We start from the raw sequence: 17,892 nt of genomic DNA on the forward strand, positions 1-17,892 counted from the left end.
GTGGGCCAATGACTGGTACGGACTTCGGCATCTCCCGGCGCACCGTGCTGCGCACCTCCGCCCTCGGTCTCGTCGCGGTCCCCGCACTCGCCGCCTGCTCGAACGACGGGCCCGCATTGGTCCGTCCGCGCCCGAATCTCACCCACGGTGTCGCGGTGGGCGATCCGCGCACCGACGGCGCACTGATCTGGGCGCGCTCCGATCGGCCCGCGAAGCTGATCGTGGAGACCGCCGCCACCGAATCCTTCGCCGATGCCAAACGGTTCACCGGCCCACTGCTCACCCCGGATTCCGACGGCACCGGACGCGTGCGCGTCAACGGGCTGCCCGCGGGCCAGCAGGTGCACTACCGGGTCACCCTCGAAGGCGAGGACGGCGCCACCTCCGAACCGATCACCGGGGTTTTCCGCACCGTGCCCACCGGCACGTCCGATATCGAACTGCAGTGGTCCGGCGATGTGGTCGGCCAGGGCTACGGCATCAACCCCGAACTCGGCGGTATGAAGATCTTCTCCGCCATGGCCGCGCGCGACCCGCATCTGTTCATCCACTCGGGTGACTCGATCTACGCCGACGTTCCGCTGCAGGAATCGGTGACGCTGCCCGACGGCCGGATCTGGCGCAATACCGTCTCCGAGGCGAAAAGCGCTGTCGCGCAGACCCTGGACCAGTTCCGTGGCAACTACGCCTACAACCTGACCGACCAGAACTACCGCCGCTTCAACACCTCGGTCGCCCAGGTGGTCCAGTGGGACGACCACGAAACCGTCAACAACTGGTACCACGGCGGCCTGGTCGCCGAGACCAAAGGTTATAGCGAGCGCAGCATGGACACCCTCGCGACGCGTTCCTGGCAGGCCTTCCACGAGTGGATGCCATTGGAGCCCAGGGAGGCGGTCGACGGCCGGCTCTACCGCAAGATCGCCTACGGTCCGCTGCTGGACATCTTCGTCCTGGATATGCGGACCTATAAGGACACCAACGACATCGACAACGGACCCAGCGGTCGCATTTTCGGTCCGGAACAGACGAAGTGGCTCATCGAGGGGCTGCGCGACTCCAAGGCCACCTGGAAGATCGTCGCCAATGACCTACCGCTCGGCCTTGTCGTCAAGGACGGTGAACAGAAGGTGACGGCCTACGAGGGCCCCGCCAATGGCGACAACGGCGCCCCCTCCGGCCGGGAAACCGAAATCGCGCAAGTGCTCTCGGCGATCAAAGCGAACAAGGTGGGCGGCGTGGTCTGGCTGACCGCCGATGTGCACTACACCGCGGCCCACCACTATTCGCCCGAACGCGCCGCCTTCACCGACTTCGACGAGTTCTGGGAGTTCGTATCCGGACCGCTGAATGCCGGTGCGTTCGGTCCGAATCCACTCGACGCCACCTTCGGTCCGGAGGCGGTCTTCGTGCACGCACCGGCCGTTCAGAACGCCTCACCGCTGGACAGCTTCCAACATTTCGGTGAGGTGCTGATCGATGGCAAGTCAAGGGAACTGACGGTCAACCTGTGCGATGCGACCGGATCCGTCCTGTTCAGCCAGCGGATCGCGGCGCCGGTCCGGTAACCGACAAGATCGAACGAGCATCGGAGGCCGCGCTGTGGTTAGCTTTCGGTCCATGAGCACGCCGCACACTGTCGCCGCCGAAGAATATCTACCTCGTGATACCGCGGATGTCGTTCGCACGGTGCGGAATTCACGCGGGCGCGCGGAGAACCTCACGGTGCGTGGCGGCGAACCGATCGACGACGGTCTGTCGTTGCCGGATCCGCGTACGGTGCTCTCCCTGCGAAAGATGAATGCGGTGCTCGATATCAACCTCGGCAGGCGCACCGTGCGCGTGCAGGCGGGCGCCAAACTCTCCGATATCGATCGGCGCCTCGGCGCGCACGGGCTCGGTCTGCCGATCATCGGCGACCACCGCGATATCACCGCGGGCGGTTTCGCATCGGTCGGTGGTGTCAGTACGGCATCGCACAAGTACGGCATGTTCATCGATCAGATCGTGGACCTGGAGTACGTCGATCCGGACGGACGCATCGGCACGTGCGGACGCAACCACCACACCGAGCGCTTCCACCGGATCCTCGGCGCGGGCGGGCGAGCGGGCATCATCACCGCGCTCACCCTCGATGTGGTCGATATCGATAAGGACCACACCTGGCTCACCACCGATGCCGACCGCTTCCTCGATTTCGACTCCTTCGTCGAACACGCTTACGCCGAAATCGCCCGGCCGGGCAATGTCACACTGCAGGTCGGTCGTTGGGTCGATACCGCGCCGCTGAAGGTGTCGCGGCCGGTCGGCACCGGCCATGTGCAGTTGGGCACCGTGCGGTTCGGTCAGTGGTCGAGTCTCTACCCCACCACGCCCACCCGCTCGCTGCGTGCGCGCCGTGAGGTCGGCAGCAAGACCAGGAAGTCGCTGGGCGTCATCGCCTCCGCCGCGGGCGGCCGCGCGGGCGCACCGGTGCGCAATGCCGCGGCCGGCGCGCTCATGTTCGCCCCGAAGGTGCTGACGCTGCGCGATGCGGAGTATTTGGCCGATACGGTCATCAGCTCCTCGGAACGCGGACCCGCCTACCGGGTCGCGATTTTCGCGCCGCTGTCGACCTATAGCTCGGTTTTCTACAGACTGCACGATTTGTTTGCTGGGCACCGTGAGCGGACCGGATGCTTCACCGTTATCTCCGCGATGACCTACGGCGTGCGCTCGAAATACCTGCGCGAGGAGGCACAAGCACGCGGACTCGCGGTCGAGGACCACGGACTGATCACCTTCACCTGCCGTTTGCGGCCCTCGGCGCTGCCCTCAGAACTGTTGCGCGACATCGTTACCGGAATCGATGAGATCTGCGCATCCGAACACGCCCTGCGGTACGACTCCGCGGATTAGACTGGGTCGCGCCGCATATAGTCGCCAGCAAATAGCTTCGCCGCCCCTCCGGTGGTTCGGCAATCTGTTGGCGGCCGCGGTCGACTTCGGCACTGTCGGCGGGGTGTCGATGCGTTGGTTCAGCCCATCTACGGTGAAGGTTGCTCTGATGCTCGAATTCCGCACTGCTCCAACCCGTTTGCCGGATCGTCGGCGTCAGCGGCCCGAATCGCTCGACGGTCTGCGGATTCTCGTGACGGATGCGTGTTCCGAAATCGGTCGCGCCACCGCCACCCTGCTGGCCGAGCAAGGCGCGCAGGTCCTGCTGGTCGCCCGGCGCGGAGATCAACTCGTCGCGACCTGTAATCAGATCGTCGATGCGGGCGGTGCGGCGAATTGGTTCCGCTGCGATATCTCCGCACTCGGTGACGTCGATCAGCTCGTCGACTGGGTGCTCAGCGATTTAGGCCGCGTCGATGTGCTGATCAACAATGCGGGTCGCCCGCTGCGCCGACCCGTTTCGCAATCCTTGGACCGCTTCCGGGACTACCAGCGCATGATGGCGACCAACTACTTCGGTCCACTGCGCCTGACGCTCGGCCTGCTGCCCGCCATGCTGGAATCCGGCTCCGGCCAGGTGATCAATGTCGGCCCGTGGAGCCTGAAGACCGGCGCCACTCCGAATTTCGCCTCCTACGCCAGCTCCCAGGCCGCTTGGACCACCTTCGGTCAATGCGTGGACGCGGAACTCGCACCGCGCGGCATCCAGGTGACCGCCGTCCACTATCCGGCCGTCCAACCGGATACCGGCGCCATCGCGCACTACGTCACCGAGCCCGCGCTGGAACCGACCGATGCCGCCCGCCTGATCGAAACGGCCATCCGCACTCGTCCGGCCCGCCTCGAACCTCGCTTCGCACGCACCCTGCGCGGACTGGCATGCGTCGCACCGCGCTCCACCAACCGCATCCTCTCCCGCTTCGCCCGGGTAGAGATGTCTGGGTGAGCTGCTCGCACACTGGTCTCCTCGATCTCCCCGGCTGATCCCCTGAAACACCGAAGCGCCCCACCGGATTCCGGTGGGGCGCTTCGGAAAGAGCTGTTCGCTCAGTGCTTTTCGGGGCCGAGGTAGTACTCGAAGACCAGACCGGCGGCCGCGCCGAGGATGCAGACCACACCGATGCCGATCAGCCAGAACTGGAAGAACGCCAGGCCGAGTGCGGTGATGGAGCCCGCGCCGGCCAGGGTGATGGGCCAGAAGCTGCCGGGCGAGAAGAAGCCCAGATCGCCCGCGCCGTCCACGATCTCGGCATCCTCGTAGTCCTCCGGGCGCAGGTCGAGGCGACGCGCGACAAAACGGAAGTAGGTGCCGATGATGAGCGAAAGACCAGCGGTCAGCACCGTCGCGGTGGTGCCCGCCCACTCGACACCGGTCCGCGACTGGCCGGTGAAGTAGCCGTAGATGACCGCCACGATGATGAAGAACACCGTCAGCAGTTCGAAAATCCGCGCTTCGATCTTCATATCAGATCAGTCCTCACTTGCTCTCTACCGCGGACGCGCTCTTGGTGTCGCGCTTGGTGTTGAACGGCTGGGTGGAGGTCGCGACCGGGGATTCACCGATGGACTCGAGCGCCTCGGCGTTGGTCTTACCCGCCTTGCGCGCATCGATGTACTTGGTGAACTTCTCCGGCGATACCGCACGGACCTCGAAGTTCATCATCGAGTGGAAGGTGCCGCACATCTCGGCGCAGCGGCCGACGAACGCGCCTTCCTTCTCGATCTTGGTGATCTGGAAGACGTTGTCCGAGTGGTTTTCCTTCGGATTCGGCATCACGTCGCGCTTGAACAGGAACTCCGGCACCCAGAAGGCGTGCACCACATCGGCGGCGGCCAGTTGGAATTCGATGACCTTGTTGGTCGGCAACACGAGCACCGGAATCTCGCTGCTGGAGCCGACGGTCTCGACCTTGTCGTAGTGCAGGTAGGACAGGATGTCGTTCTCCGGCTTGCCGTGCACCGGGCCCGGCTGCGGGTGACCGTCCTTGGTCCGCTCCTTGTACTCCTCGAGCTGTTCCTGGTTGGCGTCCTCGCGGGCCTTATCGATGCCGTCGAAGCGGTAGCCGTCCTTGAAGTCGACATCGCGGTAGCCGAATTTCCAGTTCCACTGGAAGGCGGTCACGTCGACGGTCACGTCCGGATTATCGATCTTCTCGTGCACGTAGTTCTGCACGACCACGGTGAAGTAGAACAGCACCGCGATGATGACGAACGGCACGGCCGTGTAGGTCAGCTCCAGCGGCACGTTGTAACCGGTCTGACGCGGGAACTCCGGGGAGTCCTTCTTCTTGCGGTGGAAGGTGACGGTCCAGAAGGTCAGACCCCACACCAGCACACCCATTGCCAATGCCGCGATGACCGACCAGGTCCACAGTTCCCGCATCCGGGTAGCCTGCGGCGTAATGCCCGAGGGCCAGCCGAATCGCAGCCAAACATTGTCGATCGAGCAGCCCGAGACGAGCATCGCGGTGATCCCCAGGGACACCGCCAGCCCGGCCCGCCGAAGAATGCGGCTGGGGGGATGGTTGGCCGACGAAGTCGGCGGGGTGGGTAAATACCGCCGAGCCTTCACGGGGCGTGCCCCGCTCTCGTCGCTCGCCTTGTGCGCCACGCTCACGCCTTCCTGGTCGCCACACATTCCGACAGTGCACCGCTCGGGTTGCGATCGCCCGGCGGTACGTCCTAAGCACGTTTCAGGGCATTCCGTCGGTCGCTTGCTTCGCGCGCGATCCGACTGAGAATGTCCTGAGTACTACGCAGCGTAGACCAAACCGGCACCCCGTTTGACGTCGGGTCGGATTCGACACTCCGCCGATGCGGGGGTTGATCCGGTCACCCGGACATCGTCGCAGTACAACGCCGGCGCCGCGACCGAATCGGACAGGTGCGATGCAGGCGGACACAACATTTCGGTGCCCATCTGTCCGGTGTGCGCGACACGCGAATCCGCCCCGTGCGGCATACTCGGACACGAGATTTCGCCCTGTGCGCCCACCTATCGGGCGCAGCCACCCAGTGAATCGGGCCAGTGCCCGTACCAAGTAGGAAACGAGGTTGCCGACGCCGTGTGTGGACTGCTCGGATTTCTGACATCTGATGCGGCAACCGACGATGTCGTAGAGCGGGTGTACGACGCCCTGCACTGCGTGCGCCATCGCGGCCCGGACGAGCGCGGCACCTGGCACGACGATCATGTGATCTACGGCTTCAACCGCCTGTCGATCATCGATATCGAGCATTCGCACCAGCCGCTGCGCTGGGGTCCGGCGGAGAACCGGGAGCGCTACGCGCTGACCTTCAACGGTGAGATCTACAACTACATCGAGATCCGCGAGGAGCTCGCGAAGGCGCACGCCGAGGAATACCCGAACGGCAAGATCTTCGAGACCGAGGGCGATAGCGAGGCGATCGTCGCGGCCTTCCACTACTGGGGTCCGGAGGCGGTGCGCAAGCTGCGCGGCATGTTCGCCTTCGCGATCTGGGATACCGAAGCCCAGGAGCTGTTCCTCGCGCGCGATCCGTTCGGGATCAAGCCGCTGTTCCTGGCGACAGGCCCCGGCGGTACGGCGTTCGGCAGCGAGAAGAAGAGCCTGCTGGAGCTGCTGCCCGCACTCGGGCTGTCCGACGCGCTGGATCCGCGGGCGCTGGAGCACTACACGGTGCTGCAGTACGTGCCGGAGCCGGAGACCCTGCACAAGGACATCCGTCGCCTGGAATCCGGACACTACGCGACCGTGCGAGCGGGCGAGGCGCCGCGGATCACCCGCTATTTCGACCCGCAATTCAAGGTGCGGGCCTTCGCACCGGGATCGGCGGCGGCCCGCTATCGCGATATCGCCGAGGCCCTGGAGGACTCGGTCGCCAAGCATATGCGCGCGGATGTGACGGTCGGTTCGTTCCTGTCCGGCGGCATCGACTCCACCGCGGTCGCGGCGCTGGCCATGCGGCACAACCCGAAGCTGATCACCTTCACCACCGGCTTCGAACGCGAGGGCTATTCCGAGGTCGATGTGGCCGCCGAGAGCGCGGAGGCGATCGGCGCGCGGCATATCGTGAAGGTGGTCTCCCCCGCCGAATTCGCGGCCGCGATTCCGGAAATCGTCTGGTACCTCGACGATCCCGTGGCCGACCCGGCGCTTGTCCCGCTGTATTTCGTCGCCAAGGAGGCGCGCAAGCACGTCAAGGTGGTGCTCTCCGGTGAGGGTGCCGACGAGCTGTTCGGCGGCTACACGATCTACCGGGAACCGTTGTCGCTCGAGCCCTTCGAATATCTGCCGCGCGGGATACGCAAGCTGGCGGGCAGGCTGTCGGAGCGGATTCCGGACGGCACCCGCGGCAAGAGTCTGCTGCACCGCGGCTCACTTCCCCTCGAGGAGCGCTACTACGGCAACGCACGCAGCTTCAGCGACGCGCAGTTGCGGGCAGTGCTGCGGGAATTCCGGCCGGAGTGGACTCATCAGGACGTCACCGCGCCGATCTACGCGCAGTCGCGCGGCTGGGATCCGGTGGCGCGCATGCAGCATCTGGATCTCTACACCTGGCTGCGTGGCGACATCCTGGTCAAGGCCGACAAGATGACCATGGCGAATTCGCTCGAGCTGCGCGTACCCTTCCTGGACTCCGAGGTGCTGAAGGTCGCCGAGCAGCTGCCCTTCGAGCAGAAGATCACCAAGGAGACCACGAAATACGCACTGCGCCAGGCGCTGGAGGGCATCGTGCCGCCGCATGTGCTGCACCGGGCGAAACTGGGTTTCCCGGTTCCGCTGCGGCATTGGTTGCGCGGTACCGAACTGTACGACTGGGCGCACCTGCAGATCGCCGAATCGCAGACCGATCACCTGCTGGACAAGGGCGCGATCAAGGGCATGCTCGAAGACCACCGCGCGGGCCGCGGCGACCACAGCCGCCGCCTGTGGACCCTGCTGGTCTTCATGGTGTGGCACGGCATCTTCGTCGAAAAGCGCATCACCCCCGACATCCAGGAGCCGGTCTACCCCGTTTCGCTGTAGTCACCCACAGCCGCGCACATTGTGTTGCCCAGCACGTGACGCGGCAACGTCGCCTCGGCGCGACTGGGCCGCACACCTTTTCGCACGCCGCGCACCGAATTCGTGCGCGGCGTAACAAAACGTGCGCTACACAGGAACCACACTGACGCGGCAACGTCGTCTCAGCGCGCCACCACTGCGCGCGCACCTTTTCGCACGTCCCGCACCGATTCGCGGGCAACGGCAACGCCGTCTCAGCGCGGCACGACTGTGCCGCGCACCTTCTCGCGCGCTCGAGCGTGCGCGGAACCGGATACCACGTGGGAGCGGCGCGGTGGGCTGATGCGAACGGTCGCACCGGGTCAGGGTGCGGCCGTTCGAGATCGGTGTCGGGTCAGAGAAGGGGCTTGATGTCGTCCGCGACGTCGGGGCCGTAGGCGTTGGTGAGGCGTTCGAGAGCATCGTCCTTGTTGAGGGTCCACTCCTGGGTGCCCATGGTCTCGAGTACGAGAACCGCGATGAGCGAACCCAATTGGGCGGAGCGCTCCAACGAGAGCCCAGTGGTGTGGCCGGTCAGGAAGCCCGCGCGGAAGGCATCGCCGACGCCGGTGGGCTCGACCTTGTTCACCTCGGGGACCACACCGACGGTCACCTCGGTGCCGTCGCGGTCGAAGATCTGCACGCCGTCCTTGCCGAGCGTGGTGACCCGGATACCGACCTTGCGCGCGATCTCTTCCTCGCTCAGACCGGTCTTCTGCAGCAGCAGCGCCCATTCGTACTTATTGGTGAAAAGATATGCGGCGCCGTCGATCAGCTGCACGGCCTGATCGCCGTCGAGGCGGGCCAGCTGCTGGGACGGGTCGGCGGCGAACGGGATGCCGAGTTCGCGGCATTCGGCGGTGTGGCGCAGCATCGCCTCGGGATCGTTGGCGCCGATGAGCACCAGGTCGAGGGTGTGCTGCTCGGCGAGTTCGCCGATCGAGATGTCGCGGGCCTCACTCATCGCCCCCGGGTAGAACGAGGCGATCTGGGCCATATCGTCATCGGTGGTGCAGACGAAGCGCGCGGTGTGCGCCCGATCCGAGATCTTGACGGTCGAGCAGTCGACACCGTGCTTCTCCAGCCAGGCGCCATATTCCGCGAAATCGGCACCGACCGCGCCGACGAGCAACGGTGTACGGTTCAGGACGCCCATGGCGTAGGCGATGTTGCCCGCGACACCGCCCTTGCGGATCTGCAGATCATCGACGAGAAAGCTCACCGAAACGTGGTCGAGCTGATCGGCCAGCAGCGCGTCGGCGAACCGTCCGGGGAAGCGCATGAGATGGTCGGTCGCAATGGACGCGGACACGGCGATGGACACGAGGCTGAGCCCCTTCGAGTAGGCGACAGACGACGAAAGGCGCGGGGGATACCAACCCGCGCCTTCACCGTATCAATTACCGCATCCGCCGAGCACCCATGACTTCTTCGCCCCGGCAACAATCGGCGGACGGCGGAGGTGTCAGTTGAAGGAGTCGCCGCAGGCGCAGGAACCCGTCGCATTCGGATTGTCGATCGTGAAGCCCTGCTTCTCGATGGTGTCGACGAAGTCGATCGAGGCGCCCTGCACATACGGCGCGCTCATCCGGTCGACGGCCAGCTTGACACCGCCGAAATCGACGGTCAGGTCACCGTCGAGCGAGCGGTCGTCGAAGAAGAGCTGATAGCGCAGGCCGGCGCAACCGCCGGGCTGCACGGCGATGCGCAGCGCGAGGTCGTCGCGACCCTCCTGGTCGAGCAGCGCCTTCGCCTTGCTGGCGGCGGCATCGGTCAGAGTCACACCGTGGGTGGTCGTCTCGTCTTGCACAGTCATGAACTCTCCTCAAGACAGCTGTGTTCAACCCGTGAACAGCGCACGGCTCGTGGCTGACAACACTACTCAGCGGGCTGTTATTCCCCCATCTTGCCACCACCGGGTGGCGCGGTGGACACAACCTCCCACCGACCTCATTTCCGGTGGGGTACCGCATCGAATAGCCTGGTCGCGTGAAATTGTTCCGTCGCGGCGAGTCCAGCACCACCGACGAGAGCGCCGACCAGACGGCGGGCTCGGACGGCGGCTCGACCGCAGTCTCCACTACCAAAGCGGCCACCGCCACCGAAGGCAAGGGCCGACCGACTCCGAAACGTCGTGACGCCCAAGGCAACCGGCGCGGCCCGGTGGCCCCGGCCCCACTCACCGCGAAGGAGGCCCGCGCCCGGCGCAAGGCCACGCGCGGTAACCGCGAGGACCGCAAGGCGGCCTCCGCCGAGCGTCGGCTGGCCGCCCAGGACCGGCGCGCCAGGATGCTGGCCGGCGAGGACAAGTACCTGCTGCCCCGCGATCAGGGCCCGGTGCGGGCCTTCGTACGCGATATCGTCGACGCCCGGCGCAACTTGGTCGGATTGTTCATGCCGATGGCGCTGGTCTTGATCCTGTCGATGTTCGTCGCGCCCGCGCTGCAGTCGATTGTGACGCTGGCCATGCTGGTGATGATGGTCTTCATGATCGCCGAGGGCTTCCTGCTCGGCCGGATCGTCAACGGCCGGGTGCGTGAGCGTTTCCCGGACAGCACCGATACCGGCTACAAGCTGGGTTGGTACGCCTTCGTCCGGGCCTCGCAGATCCGCAAGATGCGGGCACCGAAGCCGCGGGTAGGGCCCGGCGACAGTGTTTGATTTGCCGCGCCTGCGCCGCGGGTTCGGTGCCCCCTGCTGTCTCGCGTCCGAGCCGTCGAGACTCGCGACTGCGTCGCATGCGCTTCGACGGCTCGGACGCGAGACGGGCCGCGAACGTCGCTCGTAAGACTCGCTCCGTTGTGGTCGGGAGAGCAGCATCGGAGCCACAGCGTCCCGAGCACCCCTCAGTGGTGATGGGAGTGGGTGAGGATGGCGGACAGATCGGATTGCAGGCGCTGGGCGTCGCGATCGATGACATTCGCTGATCCGGCGTGACCGCCACCCCGGGTGATCAGAACCGCGAAGCCCACCACGACCGCCATGCTGACGAGAAAAGTAATCATGGCAGTAATTTTGCGCTCGATGATTTACCGCCGAAAGTGGCTGTTCTGACATTGTTCGTAAAGATCCAGCCAGGTACGCTGACTCCATGCTGTCCAAGGTCGCCGTGGTGCTCTCCGAGCGTCTGGCCATGTTCGAATTCGGCGTGGTCTGTGAGGTTTTCGGACTCGATCGGACCGCGGACGGGCTGCCCGGATTCGATTTCAAGGTATGTGGGGCCGAGCCGGGGAAGCCGCTGCCGTCCACGACGCCCGGTATCACCGTCACCCCGGAGTTCGGGCTGGAGGAGCTGGCGAAGGCCGATCTGGTGGCGATTCCGGCATTCCCCGCATCGGCCTTCGAACACGGGCCCGATCCGCAGGTCGTCGCTGCGATCCGGGCGGCGTCGGATGCCGGGGCGATCGTGCTCACCGTATGTTCCGGTGCGTTCCTGGCCGGGGCGGCCGGACTGCTCGACGGCCGCAAATGCACGACACACTGGCGCTACGTCGACCAGCTGGCGGCGCGGTTCCCGCTGGCCACGGTCGATCCCGATGTGTTGTTCGTCGATGAGGGGAATCTGATCACCTCGGCGGGCACGGCCGCGGGGATCGATGCGTGCCTGCATCTGGTGCGCCGCGAGATCGGCAGTTCCGTCGCGAACGCGATCGCACGGCGCATGGTGGTGCCGCCGCAGCGCGATGGCGGGCAACGCCAATTCATCGAACATCCCGTGCCCGAATGCACCTCCGACAGTCTCAGCTCCACATTGCAGTGGATGAGCGAAAACCTCGACCTGCCGCACACCATCGACGATCTGGCAGCCCGCTCGATAATGTCCACGCGCACCTTCGCCCGCCGCTTCGCCGCCGAAACCGGAACCACACCGGTGAAATGGCTGACCAATCAGCGGGTGCTGTATGCGAAGCATCTGCTGGAGGACTCCGACGAGGGTCTGGAACATATTGCCGCGCAAGCAGGCTTCGGATCCGGTGCGCTGCTGCGGCACCACTTCCAGAAGATCGTCGGTATCGCGCCGACCGAGTATCGCCGCCGGTTCGGGGCCGCGGAGGCGACCGAACAACGAGCTTGAGCGCGGCTGATTGATACGGTGCTGCCGTGTCGGACCGCTCATCTCCCAGCAGCCGCGCGCACCGCATCCTCGTGCTCGGCGGCGCGCGATCCGGTAAGTCGACGTTCGCGGAGGTATTGGCCGCCGAGGGCGGCCCGGTGCGCTATATCGCCACCGCGATTCCCGATCCGGCCGATCTCGACTTCGCCGAGCGCATCGCCCGCCACCGCGACCGCAGGCCCGCGGACTGGACGGTCATCGAAAGCGCCGATCCGGCAACGGTTCTCACCGCGGCTCCCTCGACCGGAACCACACTGATCGACGATATCGGCACCTGGCTCACCGCCCGTATCGACGCCCGCGAGGCGTGGGATGCCGCACGCGGCACCATCGGCCCCGACGCCGATGCCTTGGTCACTGCCGTCGCCGACTATCCCGGTCGCTTGGTGATCGTCACCCCCGAGGTAGGCATGGGTGTCATCCCGGCCACCCGTTCCGGCCGCCTCTTCCGCGATGAAATCGGCATACTCAACCAACGCCTCGCGCAAACCTGCGATGAAGCCTTCCTCATAGTCGCCGGTCTTCCCCTCCGCTTGAAGTAGCCGCCCGGTGGTGCGGGGTGGTGGAGGTGGCGGCAAGATTGGGCCGGACACGGACTGCGCGGTGTCAGGAATGAACTGCCCCGACCCGGAAAGGCTCGATAGTGACAGACGGATTCGGACCGGTTGTGCCACCCGATGCGGGGATTCGGGCGGCGGCGGAGCAGCGGCAGGCGCAGCTGACCAAACCCGGTGGGGCGCTCGGGCGGCTCGAGACGCTCGGAAATTGGGTGTCGGCATGTCAGGGTGTGTGCCCGCCGAAGCAGTTCGAGCGGGCGCGGGTGGTGGTGTTCGCCGGGGATCACGGTATTGCGCGCCATGGTGTTTCGGCATATCCGAGTGAAGTGACCGCGCAGATGGTCGCCAATTTCGTCGGCGGCGGCGCGGCGGTGAATACGCTGGCCGCAGTGGCCGACGCAACCGTGCGTGTCGTCGATATTTCCGTCGACACCGATACCGATCCGCAGGTCGCCAAGCATAAAGTGCGGCGCTCGAGCGGGGCGATCGATCGCGAAGACGCACTCAGCGAGGACGAGATCCATGCCGCGCTCGCCGCGGGCAAGGCAATCGCCGACGAGGAAATCGATGCGGGCGCCGACCTGCTGATCGCGGGCGATATGGGCATCGGCAATACGACCCCCGCCACCGTCCTCATCGCGACCCTCACCGATACCGAACCCATCGCCGCTGTCGGCCGGGGTACCGGCGTGGACGATGCCGGCTGGATCCGCAAGGTCGCCGCGATTCGCGACGCCATGCGCCGTGCCCGCCCGGTCGCCAAGGATCCGGTCGAGTTGCTGCGGGTAGCCGCGGGCGCGGACTTCGCCGCCATGGCGGGCTTCCTCGCCCAGGCCGCGACCCGCCGGACTCCGGTCATTCTCGACGGCGTGGTCGTCACCGCGGCCGCCCTGGTTGCCGAGGACCTGGCCGCTGGTGCCAGCGCCTGGTGGCTCGCGGGGCACCGCTCCACCGAACCCGCGCACACCCTCGCCCTGCGCCAGCTCCGCCTCGATCCCCTCCTCGACCTCGATATGCGCCTCGGCGAAGGCTCCGGCGCCCTGACCGCCCTGCCCATCCTCCGCGCCGCCGTAGCCACCCTCGCTGAAATGGCCACCTTCGCCGAAGCCGGTGTGAGCACAGCCGATTCGGCGGCCGAAGCCGAAGCCGAGCCCAGCGTCGACGCCGAGGGGATCGCGCCGCCGGACTTGCGGAAATAGCTGTCTTGCTCAGGTCGGCGGGTATGAACGGCGTGCGGCTCGCGGTGTCGTGGCTGACGGTGTTGCCGGTGCGGGGGCCCGACAGCGTCGACCGAGCGGCAGCGGGGCAGGCGATCGGGTTGGCGCCGTTGGTCGGGGTAGGGCTCGGAGTGAGCGGGGTCGGGGTGCTCTGGGTGTTGGTGTGGGGCGGGGCGAGTGCGGCGGTTGCCGGGCTGGTGATGGTTGCCGGGTTGGCGCTCGTTACTCGGGGGATGCATCTGGATGGGTTGGCCGACACGATGGACGGGTTGGGGTCCTATGGTTCGCCCGAGCGGGCCAGAGAGATCATGAAGAGTGGCGGCGCGGGACCGTTCGGGGCGGCGGCGATTGTGTTCGCCGTTGGGATCCAAGCGTTTTCGTTCGCGGCGCTGGCGCAGGCCGAGCGGTGGCTCGCGGTCGTGCTGGCGGTAGCCGTCGGCCGCGTGATGGTGGTCCTCGCCTGTCGGCACGGCAGCACCGCCGCGCCCGACACCGGCTTCGGCGCCTTGGTCGCCGGGACCCAACATTCGATCACCGTCGCACTCTGGTCCGCACTCGCCGTTGCCGCGGGCATACTCGCCGTACCGGAGCACCGCTGGGTCGGCCCCCTCGTTATCGTTGTCGCCCTGGGCATTTCGACCCTGCTGGCCCGACATTGCATTCGCCGCTTCGGTGGCCTCTCCGGCGACATCCTCGGTGCGACACTCGAGATATCCGTCGCCATCACCGCCGCCGGACTGTCCCTTGGCGCCTGACCCGACCAACCTGTACCGAGGAATCGCCAATCCCGTCCACCGAGATAGCTGGCACGGTGCGCGCATTGTCTGGGTCAGGCAATACAGTGGACGGTATGTCTTCCGAGCGTCTGTATTTTCGTCAACTGCTGTCCGGTCGAGATTTCGCTGTTGGAGATCCGATCGCGACGCAGATGCGAAATTTCGCATATCTGATCGGCGATCGGGAGACCGGCGAATGTGTGGTGGTGGACCCGGCGTATGCGGCCGGCGAACTGGTGGATATCGCCGAGGCCGACGGGCTGCGGCTGACCGGGGTGCTCGCCACCCACCATCACCCGGACCATGTCGGCGGCACCATGCTGGGATTCACTTTGCGCGGGGTGCGTGAGCTGCTCGAGAAGACGAGTGTCCCGGTGCACGTCAACGCCGAGGAACTGTCCTGGGTCGCCAATGTCACCGGCATCGCGCCGAGCGAACTGACCGGACATGAACACTGCGACAAGGTCGGCGTAGGCACCTTCGATATCGAACTGCTGCACACCCCCGGCCACACCCCCGGCAGCCAGTGCTTCCTGTTCGACAATCGCCTCATCGCGGGCGACACCCTCTTCATCGACGGCTGCGGCCGCACCGACTTTCCCGGCGGCGACTCCGACGCCATGTTCCGCAGCCTGCGCTACCTGGCCGACCTATCCGGCGACCCGGTCGTCTATCCGGGCCACTGGTATTCCCAGGAGCCCTCCGCCGCGCTCTCCACGGTCAAGGACGCCAACTATGTCATGCGCCCGCAAACCCTGGAGGAATGGCGCGCCTTCATGCCCAGCTGACCCGCGAACGGCACACGGCTGCGGCATTTCTCGAGTCGCCGCAGTCACATGCCGCGCATCCACCCGTGGATATCTTCGAAAGTGCCGCGCTGGATTCCGGTGAGGGTGTCACGCAACGCCATGGTGACCTCGCCGGGTTCGCCACCGCCGATCGCGAACTCACCATCGGCGGAACGAACCCAGCCGACGGGTGTGATCACGGCGGCGGTGCCGCAGGCGAAAACCTCAGTGATCTCACCGGATTCGGCACCCTTGCGCCACTCCTCGACCGAAACCTTGCGCTCCTCGACCACATAGCCCGAATCGGCGGCGAGGGTGAGCAGCGAATCGCGGGTGATACCGGGCAACAGTGAGCCGGACAGTTCCGGCGTGACCAGCCGCGCCTCGGAACCGGAGCCGAAGACGAAGAACAGGTTGTTGGTACCCATCTCCTCGACATAGCGGCGCTCACAGGCATCGAGCCAGACAACCTGATCACAGCCCTGCTCGGAGGCCTGCGCCTGGGCCAGCAGCGAGGCCGCGTAGTTACCCGCGACCTTCGCCTCACCGGTACCGCCGGGTGCGGCCCGCACGTATTCGGTCGACAGCCAGACCCGCACCGGCTTCACCCCGCGCGGGAAGTACGCGCCCGCAGGCGATCCCAGCAGCAGGTATTTGTAGGCGGAGGCGGGCTTCACACCGAGTCCGGCCTCGGTGGCGAACATGAACGGCCGCAGGTAAAGCGATTCCTCACCACCGGCCGCCGGCACCCAGCTCCCGTCGACCTCGAGCAGTTGACGCACGGATTCGATGAAAAGTTCCTCGGGCAACTCCGCCATCGCCATCCGGCGCGCGGACTTGCGGAAGCGTGCCGCATTCGCGTCGATGCGGAAGCAGGAGATGCTGCCGTCGTTCTGCCGGTAGGCCTTCAGCCCCTCGAAGATGGCCTGGCCGTAGTGGAACACCATCGTCGCCGGATCCAACGCCAATGGCCCGTAGGGCTCGACCCGGGCATTGCTCCAGCCTTCGCCCTCGGTGTAGTCGATGGAAACCATGTGGTCGGTGAAGAAGCGCCCGAATCCCGGCGCCGCCAGAATCTCCTGTACCCGCTGCGCCGAAGTGGGCGCGGGATGCGGAACATGGGTGAACTGTGCGGCAACGGTCATGAGCCTGATCCTATCCGGCGCCGATCCGCCGCGGTGCGCGTGTCGGCCCGCCGCGAACGCACACGCGCAACCTGCCGATAACCCGCAGTACAGACGGGTCTCGCGCGAGACGCCGACTATTTGGTCTTGGTATCGACGAACGGCGGGCGCACGACCTCGCACCGCAGCCGTCGCCCACGGACATCGACATCGACCTCGGCACCGGGTTCGATCCCCGCCGCGGTATCGAGCAGGGCGAGGGCGATGCCGATCTGCAGCGTGGGCGAGAAGGTGCCGGAAGTGGTTTCACCGACGGGCGCACCGGCACGCAGCACGGTCTGTCCCTGGCGCAGCACACCGCGATCGAGCGCCTTCAGCCCCAACAGGATTCGACGCGGACCAGCCGACTTCTCCTGCTCCAGTGCGGCTTTACCCCAGAACTCGGACTTCTGCCAGCCGATCGCCCACCCGCAGCGCGCCTGCACGGGCGAAATCGCCAGCGACAGTTCATGTCCGTGCAGCGGATAACCCATCTCGGTGCGCAACGTATCGCGAGCACCGAGCCCTGCGGGCTGCCCATCGTGTTGGCGGACCTGCTCGACGAGCGCGCGGAACAGCGGCTCGGCATCGGCCCACCGCGGCAGCAGTTCATAGCCGTGTTCACCGGTGTATCCGGTACGGCAGACCCGAATCCGGCGGCCGTCCCATTCGGCGTCGGCGTAGGCCATGTACTCCATATCGGTCGGCAGCCCGAGTGCGGTGAGCACCGCCGTCGAGTGCCGCCCTTGCACCGCGAACACCCCGTACTCGCGATGTTCATCGGTCACGGTGATGCCCTCCGGCGCGGCCTTCCGCAGTTCCGTGACCACCGCCGCGGTATTGGCGGCATTGGGCACCAGGAAGATCTCGTCATCGCTGACGTAGTAGGCGATCAGATCGTCGATCACCCCACCGTCGGGCGCACAGCACAGGGTGTACTGCGCTTTGCCCGGCCGGATCCGAGCGAGGTCGTTGGTGAGCGCCGAGTTCACGAACTCCGCCGCTCCGGTGCCGCGGACGGTGGCCTTGCCGAGGTGACTCACATCGAACAGCCCGACGGTCGTGCGAACCGCCTGGTGTTCACCGACCGTCCCCGCGTACGAGACCGGCATCTCCCATCCGCCGAACGGCGCGAACTTCGCCCCGAGCTCGACGTGGACAGCATGGATCGGGCCCTGCCGCAGGTTCGCATCGGTCACGCGCTGAGCCTAGGGGACGGCAGTCGGCGGAGCCGACGGGGTGGGTTGAGCACATCCGGCGCTGTGACGATCAGCCCAGATCGATCAGCTGTAGATAACGATGCGGAACTGCAA

17 protein-coding genes are annotated in these 17,892 nt (G+C 66.1%); 10 read left to right on the forward strand and 7 right to left on the reverse strand.

The features are described from left to right. Positions 1–8: 8 nt before the first annotated feature. The 3 genes from AB0L58_RS24430 to AB0L58_RS24440 all read left to right on the forward strand — a co-directional run bounded on the left by AB0L58_RS24430 (position 9) and on the right by AB0L58_RS24440 (position 3,883). Entirely contained in the window at positions 9–1,568 is a 1,560-nt protein-coding gene (locus AB0L58_RS24430; protein WP_364389935.1) for an alkaline phosphatase D family protein, read from the forward strand. A 52-nt stretch (positions 1,569–1,620) separates the two neighbouring features. Further along, positions 1,621–2,898, forward strand: a complete 1,278-nt coding sequence (locus AB0L58_RS24435) for an FAD-binding oxidoreductase (protein ID WP_364389936.1) — start codon at positions 1,621–1,623, stop codon at positions 2,896–2,898. Between the two features lie 148 nt (positions 2,899–3,046). Further along, positions 3,047–3,883, forward strand: coding sequence for an SDR family NAD(P)-dependent oxidoreductase (locus AB0L58_RS24440; RefSeq protein WP_364389937.1), 837 nt, complete (start codon positions 3,047–3,049; stop codon positions 3,881–3,883). A gap of 101 nt (positions 3,884–3,984) precedes the next feature. Here AB0L58_RS24440 and AB0L58_RS24445 read toward each other — a convergent pair whose 3' ends face one another. Next, a complete protein-coding gene (locus AB0L58_RS24445; RefSeq protein ID WP_364389938.1) occupies positions 3,985–4,401 on the reverse strand; it encodes a cytochrome c oxidase subunit 4 in 417 nt (138 codons plus the stop codon). 13 nt (positions 4,402–4,414) lie between these two features. After that, complete coding sequence (locus tag AB0L58_RS24450; RefSeq protein ID WP_364390154.1) at positions 4,415–5,401, reverse strand: cytochrome c oxidase subunit II; 987 nt, start codon at positions 5,399–5,401, stop codon at positions 4,415–4,417. 601 nt (positions 5,402–6,002) lie between these two features. Between AB0L58_RS24450 and asnB the strand changes: the two genes are divergently transcribed. Continuing rightward, the gene (asnB, locus tag AB0L58_RS24455) at positions 6,003–7,946 is read left to right on the forward strand and encodes an asparagine synthase (glutamine-hydrolyzing) (RefSeq protein ID WP_364389939.1); all 1,944 of its coding nucleotides are present in this window, start codon (positions 6,003–6,005) and stop codon (positions 7,944–7,946) included. 373 nt (positions 7,947–8,319) lie between these two features. On the opposite strand, the gene AB0L58_RS24460 is transcribed toward asnB, so the two are convergent. Next, entirely contained in the window at positions 8,320–9,288 is a 969-nt protein-coding gene (locus tag AB0L58_RS24460; protein WP_364389940.1) for a carbohydrate kinase family protein, read from the reverse strand. 141 nt (positions 9,289–9,429) lie between these two features. Further along, entirely contained in the window at positions 9,430–9,780 is a 351-nt protein-coding gene (locus AB0L58_RS24465) for an iron-sulfur cluster assembly accessory protein (RefSeq protein WP_040688522.1), read from the reverse strand. Positions 9,781–9,953: 173 nt separating this feature from the next. Between AB0L58_RS24465 and AB0L58_RS24470 the strand changes: the two genes are divergently transcribed. Then, positions 9,954–10,625 carry a DUF3043 domain-containing protein gene (locus AB0L58_RS24470; protein ID WP_364389942.1) on the forward strand — a complete coding sequence of 224 codons (672 nt, stop codon included), beginning with the start codon at positions 9,954–9,956 and terminating at the stop codon, positions 10,623–10,625. A gap of 185 nt (positions 10,626–10,810) precedes the next feature. Here the strand turns inward: AB0L58_RS24470 and AB0L58_RS24475 are convergent, their stop codons facing one another. Continuing rightward, positions 10,811–10,969: a hypothetical protein gene (locus tag AB0L58_RS24475; RefSeq protein WP_364389943.1), complete on the reverse strand. Its 159-nt coding sequence runs from the start codon at positions 10,967–10,969 to the stop codon at positions 10,811–10,813. Positions 10,970–11,055: 86 nt separating this feature from the next. On the opposite strand from AB0L58_RS24475, the gene AB0L58_RS24480 reads away from it, so the two are divergent. The 5 genes from AB0L58_RS24480 (at position 11,056) to AB0L58_RS24500 (ending at position 15,416) form a co-directional block, all read left to right on the forward strand. Further along, complete coding sequence (locus tag AB0L58_RS24480; RefSeq protein ID WP_364389944.1) at positions 11,056–12,039, forward strand: helix-turn-helix domain-containing protein; 984 nt, start codon at positions 11,056–11,058, stop codon at positions 12,037–12,039. Positions 12,040–12,065: 26 nt separating this feature from the next. Next, the gene (cobU, locus tag AB0L58_RS24485) at positions 12,066–12,620 is read left to right on the forward strand and encodes a bifunctional adenosylcobinamide kinase/adenosylcobinamide-phosphate guanylyltransferase (protein ID WP_364389945.1); all 555 of its coding nucleotides are present in this window, start codon (positions 12,066–12,068) and stop codon (positions 12,618–12,620) included. Between the two features lie 101 nt (positions 12,621–12,721). Continuing rightward, positions 12,722–13,834 (forward strand): nicotinate-nucleotide--dimethylbenzimidazole phosphoribosyltransferase, encoded by a 1,113-nt coding sequence (gene cobT / locus AB0L58_RS24490; RefSeq protein ID WP_364389946.1) that lies wholly within the window; start codon positions 12,722–12,724, stop codon positions 13,832–13,834. A 23-nt stretch (positions 13,835–13,857) separates the two neighbouring features. Then, a complete protein-coding gene (locus AB0L58_RS24495; RefSeq protein ID WP_364389947.1) occupies positions 13,858–14,607 on the forward strand; it encodes an adenosylcobinamide-GDP ribazoletransferase in 750 nt (249 codons plus the stop codon). A 95-nt stretch (positions 14,608–14,702) separates the two neighbouring features. Beyond that, complete coding sequence (locus AB0L58_RS24500) at positions 14,703–15,416, forward strand: MBL fold metallo-hydrolase (protein ID WP_364389949.1); 714 nt, start codon at positions 14,703–14,705, stop codon at positions 15,414–15,416. 44 nt (positions 15,417–15,460) lie between these two features. On the opposite strand, the gene AB0L58_RS24505 is transcribed toward AB0L58_RS24500, so the two are convergent. Together AB0L58_RS24505 and gcvT are read right to left on the reverse strand one after the other, a co-directional pair. Beyond that, a complete protein-coding gene (locus AB0L58_RS24505) occupies positions 15,461–16,561 on the reverse strand; it encodes a branched-chain amino acid aminotransferase (protein ID WP_364389951.1) in 1,101 nt (366 codons plus the stop codon). 116 nt (positions 16,562–16,677) lie between these two features. Beyond that, on the reverse strand, positions 16,678–17,778 hold the full coding sequence (gene gcvT, locus AB0L58_RS24510; RefSeq protein ID WP_364389953.1) for a glycine cleavage system aminomethyltransferase GcvT: 1,101 nt from the start codon (positions 17,776–17,778) through the stop codon (positions 16,678–16,680). Positions 17,779–17,892: the final 114 nt, after the last annotated feature.

The organism is Nocardia sp. NPDC052112 (genome assembly GCF_040680135.1).
Taxonomy (GTDB): Bacteria; Actinomycetota; Actinomycetes; order Mycobacteriales; family Mycobacteriaceae; genus Nocardia.

Bases quoted from the DNA above. Each gene is read 5' to 3' on its own strand.
- AB0L58_RS24450 (WP_364390154.1), bottom strand. From the start codon at position 5,401: ATGCTCGTCTCGGGCTGCTCGATCGACAATGTTTGGCTGCGATTCGGC.
- AB0L58_RS24445 (WP_364389938.1), bottom strand. From the start codon at position 4,401: ATGAAGATCGAAGCGCGGATTTTCGAACTGCTGACGGTGTTCTTCATC.
- AB0L58_RS24495 (WP_364389947.1), top strand. From the start codon at position 13,858: ATGAACGGCGTGCGGCTCGCGGTGTCGTGGCTGACGGTGTTGCCGGTG.
- AB0L58_RS24480 (WP_364389944.1), top strand. From the start codon at position 11,056: ATGCTGTCCAAGGTCGCCGTGGTGCTCTCCGAGCGTCTGGCCATGTTC.
- AB0L58_RS24465 (WP_040688522.1), bottom strand. From the start codon at position 9,780: ATGACTGTGCAAGACGAGACGACCACCCACGGTGTGACTCTGACCGAT.
- AB0L58_RS24440 (WP_364389937.1), top strand. From the start codon at position 3,047: ATGCTCGAATTCCGCACTGCTCCAACCCGTTTGCCGGATCGTCGGCGT.
- AB0L58_RS24500 (WP_364389949.1), top strand. From the start codon at position 14,703: ATGTCTTCCGAGCGTCTGTATTTTCGTCAACTGCTGTCCGGTCGAGAT.
- AB0L58_RS24505 (WP_364389951.1), bottom strand. From the start codon at position 16,561: ATGACCGTTGCCGCACAGTTCACCCATGTTCCGCATCCCGCGCCCACT.
- AB0L58_RS24435 (WP_364389936.1), top strand. From the start codon at position 1,621: ATGAGCACGCCGCACACTGTCGCCGCCGAAGAATATCTACCTCGTGAT.
- AB0L58_RS24475 (WP_364389943.1), bottom strand. From the start codon at position 10,969: ATGATTACTTTTCTCGTCAGCATGGCGGTCGTGGTGGGCTTCGCGGTT.
- AB0L58_RS24430 (WP_364389935.1), top strand. From the start codon at position 9: ATGACTGGTACGGACTTCGGCATCTCCCGGCGCACCGTGCTGCGCACC.